This is a genomic window from Candidatus Aminicenantes bacterium, assembly GCA_026393795.1.
Classification (GTDB): domain Bacteria; phylum Acidobacteriota; class Aminicenantia; order UBA2199; family UBA2199; genus UBA2199.
Genome location: JAPKZL010000168.1, coordinates 1 through 3,393 on the forward strand (window position 1 = coordinate 1; position 3,393 = coordinate 3,393).

General features: G+C 47.5%; 5 protein-coding genes. 3 read left to right on the forward strand and 2 right to left on the reverse strand.

The genetic code is table 11. From position 1 onward, the window contains the following. Window positions 1-155: 155 nt before the first annotated feature. Complete coding sequence (locus NTW95_07945; GenBank protein ID MCX6557341.1) at window positions 156-608, forward strand: hypothetical protein; 453 nt, start codon at window positions 156-158, stop codon at window positions 606-608. Window positions 609-775: 167 nt separating this feature from the next. Here NTW95_07945 and NTW95_07950 read toward each other — a convergent pair whose 3' ends face one another. After that, a complete protein-coding gene (locus NTW95_07950) occupies window positions 776-1,411 on the reverse strand; it encodes a heme-binding protein (GenBank protein MCX6557342.1) in 636 nt (211 codons plus the stop codon). Window positions 1,412-1,415: 4 nt separating this feature from the next. Beyond that, the gene (locus tag NTW95_07955) at window positions 1,416-1,820 is read right to left on the reverse strand and encodes a tryptophan-rich sensory protein (GenBank protein ID MCX6557343.1); all 405 of its coding nucleotides are present in this window, start codon (window positions 1,818-1,820) and stop codon (window positions 1,416-1,418) included. A gap of 113 nt (window positions 1,821-1,933) precedes the next feature. Between NTW95_07955 and NTW95_07960 the strand changes: the two genes are divergently transcribed. Together NTW95_07960 and NTW95_07965 are read left to right on the forward strand one after the other, a co-directional pair. Continuing rightward, window positions 1,934-2,797 (forward strand): DUF72 domain-containing protein, encoded by an 864-nt coding sequence (locus NTW95_07960; GenBank protein ID MCX6557344.1) that lies wholly within the window; start codon window positions 1,934-1,936, stop codon window positions 2,795-2,797. A gap of 212 nt (window positions 2,798-3,009) precedes the next feature. Continuing rightward, window positions 3,010-3,393, forward strand: a 384-nt coding sequence (locus NTW95_07965) for a hypothetical protein (protein MCX6557345.1), incomplete at its 3' end; no start/stop codon positions are given.

Sequence of the window (3,393 nt, forward strand, 5' to 3'; positions counted from 1 at the left end):
TGCAGAAAACATGGTAGTTTTTCCACACCAGTTTTTTAAAATAACGCTTGGCCGTGTTTTCAGTCCTGACAAGCTTTTCAAAGCTTCTTATGTCCATCGCACCATCTTAAATTGGTGCAAAATCTTTTACAATTACCTAAAATTATGGGTGAAACATGAAAAGATTTTTTATGGCGTTGATTGTTTTGGTTCTTCTCGGGGCAGTGTTTACGGGCTGTTCAAGTTCCAACATCAGTCCGGAAAAATTGGTGATTAAGGGCTTTTATCTTGGCATGCCTTATGACCAAGCCCTGGAAAAGGCAAGGGCAATGGGAACGGTTTCGCAAATAACCGGCAAGCGCTATTCGGTTTCCAATACCAATGGGGAAATGGTACTGGATTTCATCTGTGCAGACGGCCAGGTTTGCGAAATACGATTTTATTGTGAATTATTTAATTCCTGTGCAATGCCCATAGATGAATTCATCAAGGAAATGATCAATAATTACAAAATTCCAGAATTAAAAATCGACAATTCCACAGGTCAATATGTTTACAGGTCAAACAAGGGACTCAAAGTTTCAGTAGGAGAAACTGTTTTACTCGAAAAAGTCGCACCCACATCATAAACGAAAAGCATGATGCTCGGGGTAACGTCTCAATATTGAAAATTCGCTTTTAATCACCAGTTGCCTTTGAGCCATCCATGAAGAATGCGAAAAACCTCACCATGGCGAGGAGAGTATTTCTAATCTTGAGACTGGCCCCCAGCCACCCACATGGATCGAATTCATGTTCATTTTATCTCAACCAATACTTCGTTGCGCGTCATCCATGGCGGTGTCCACGGTGCATTGTATCCGGCGTAGGCGGTGCTCCCTTCCGCCACAATTCCATCACGAGCAAGCGCCGAGAGTAATTTTTCTTGCATACGTTTAACTCGTGCATCCGATCGATACCAGGAAAACCGCATCACGGCGTATTTCTTGGCAGGAACCAATACGATCTTCACTCTCGGATCAGTTGGCTTCGGCAATTTTTCAAGCGTGTAAGAGCGGGGCATACCAAAAGATATTACCTGGGAGTCGCCCACGGCCGTCGCCACCACTGGGGCTGTCATGGAAATACGCTCTGACGCCTGAGAGCCCTCTCCTTTTTGGGCGACCACAGGCGCGGTCATGGCGATACTCTCCTTTTTTGTGTTCCCACCAAAGATATATCCTGCCACAATTCTAAAACCATTGCTCATGGATTCTCCGAGGGAGCCTTGCACGGTCGTCTGCGCCACGATATGCGCCGGATATTCCCGTATTTCGTAGCCGTTCATTCTCTTCACCACGGCATAGTCCGCCTGCTCGACACGAGAACCAAAAAATCCCCAGATAGACCAGAGCGCAATGACGGCGACGAGAGTGATGAGTATAGTGGCCATGGGTTTATGCATTGAGATACGTTATGGTCAATTGCAAACAGGTGGCGAATGTTACCCAGAGAAGATACGGGATGTTGACATAGACCAGCCAACGAATCCCGGGCGCGGCGTGCCAGACAGCGTAGAGCGCCCAGATAAGCGTGCCAAGAACGAGCAAAATATCTATCGCCGCCAACAGATTGTTTTTCAGCCCGAATTGCAAGGGCGTGAACGCGAAGTTGAAAATCAGGTTCAGGGCGAAAGGCAATGCAGTAATCATGGCAATTTCTTTTTTGGCGGCCATCCAAAACACCTTGCCGAAGGAAATTGCGATTAAAACATAAAGAACGGTCCATACCGGGCCGAAAAGCCACGACGGCGGCGCCCATGACGGTTTGATCAGTTGCGAGTACCAGTTGGTTGTGTTCATGGAGCTATTTTAACATTTTTTAGGTTGTTATCAACTTCGCACGTTTATTTGCCTGACAGGATTTTCTAGAGTATTCGCTTTATTCTCTTTTTCCTCACGGTTATAATCTAAGCATGACGGAAGTGAGGATCGGAACCTGCAGCTGGAAGTACGACTCCTGGCGCGGGATCGTCTATCCGGAGAAGGGGGCGTTCGACTTTCTGGAAGAGTATGCGCATCATTTCGACACGGTCGAGGTCGACCAGTGGTTCTGGTCGCTCTTTGCCGGGGACAAGGTCGCGCTGCCGAAAGAAACCGATGTGAAATACTACGCCGGCGCCGTGCCGAACGATTTCCGCTTTACGGTCAAGGCCCCCAACAGCATCAGCCTAAGCCACCATTACCAGAAGGACAAAGCGGCACCACTTACGGTCAATCCCCATTTTCTCTCGCTCGAGCTGTACAACGATTTCCTGGAACGGCTGGCGCCGCTGACCGGCAAGGTTGGGCTGGTGATGCTGCAGTTCGAGTACCTGAACCGCAAGAAAATCGGCTCGCAGACCGAATTCCTGGAAAAGCTGGAGCCCTTTTTGAAAGGCCGGCCGCGGGCCGTGCCGCTGGCCATCGAATGCCGCAATCCCAAGTTTCTCGATGACGCCTATTTCAAGCTCCTGGGCGAACACGACGTGCACCACATCTTCTGCCAGGGCTACTATATGCCCCCGGTCTGGGAGATCGAGGCGACGTTCGGCGAACTGCTGACCGATACGTCGGTCATCCGCCTGATGGGGAGCGACCGCAAGGGGATGGAGCTGAAGAGCAACGACGACTGGAGCCTGATCATCGAGCCCAAGGACGACGAGCTGGAGAAAATCGTTGGCATGGTTGGGCGGTTGCGCAAGCGCAGGAAAACCGTCTACATCAACATCAACAACCACTACGAGGGCTCGGCGCCTTTGACGGCGGAGAAAATAAAAACGCTGCTTGCGAATGAATGATACTCAAGCAGATGCAATAAGAGTAAACTAATGAATATGAAAAAGTTGGTATTGGTTGGTTTATTTATATTAATGGCCGCGACCGGTCTTCTGGCTCAATACCTGGACGTCGGGGACGATCCGTCCAAAATTGAGATAGCAAATACAAAAAACATTGTTTTTACGGCAATCCGGTCGGGGGAGAAGCCTGGTCTCATGATGGAGAGTGGTTTTTGGGTGCCAATAAAGATGGCTGGTATATCATGGACAAGAACGGAACTTTTATGCAAAAACTTCCGAGAAAATCCTTTTATGTTCGCGATTGGATTTTTCCCGACAATAAACGGATTTTCTATACTTTTTGGGAAAATAAAAAAGATCATTTTGCGATGTACAGCCTGAAAACGAGAAAAGAAACGGTTTTGCCAATTGATCCCTCGAAAGAACTTTTTGTTGATATTTCACTTCAAGGTGAAATATTGTTTTTTGAAATAGTAAAGATTGCAAAAAAAGTAAACTATTCATTCTTTTTATATGATCCCGAAAACGGTTCAAGGACTGACTTGGGAATGACAGATCAAAGAGTTTGTTATGAAGATGGCGACAACCGCTTTTTA

Bases quoted from the DNA above. Each gene is read 5' to 3' on its own strand.
- NTW95_07945 (MCX6557341.1), top strand. From the start codon at position 156: ATGAAAAGATTTTTTATGGCGTTGATTGTTTTGGTTCTTCTCGGGGCA.
- NTW95_07950 (MCX6557342.1), bottom strand. From the start codon at position 1,411: ATGGCCACTATACTCATCACTCTCGTCGCCGTCATTGCGCTCTGGTCT.
- NTW95_07955 (MCX6557343.1), bottom strand. From the start codon at position 1,820: ATGAACACAACCAACTGGTACTCGCAACTGATCAAACCGTCATGGGCG.
- NTW95_07960 (MCX6557344.1), top strand. From the start codon at position 1,934: ATGACGGAAGTGAGGATCGGAACCTGCAGCTGGAAGTACGACTCCTGG.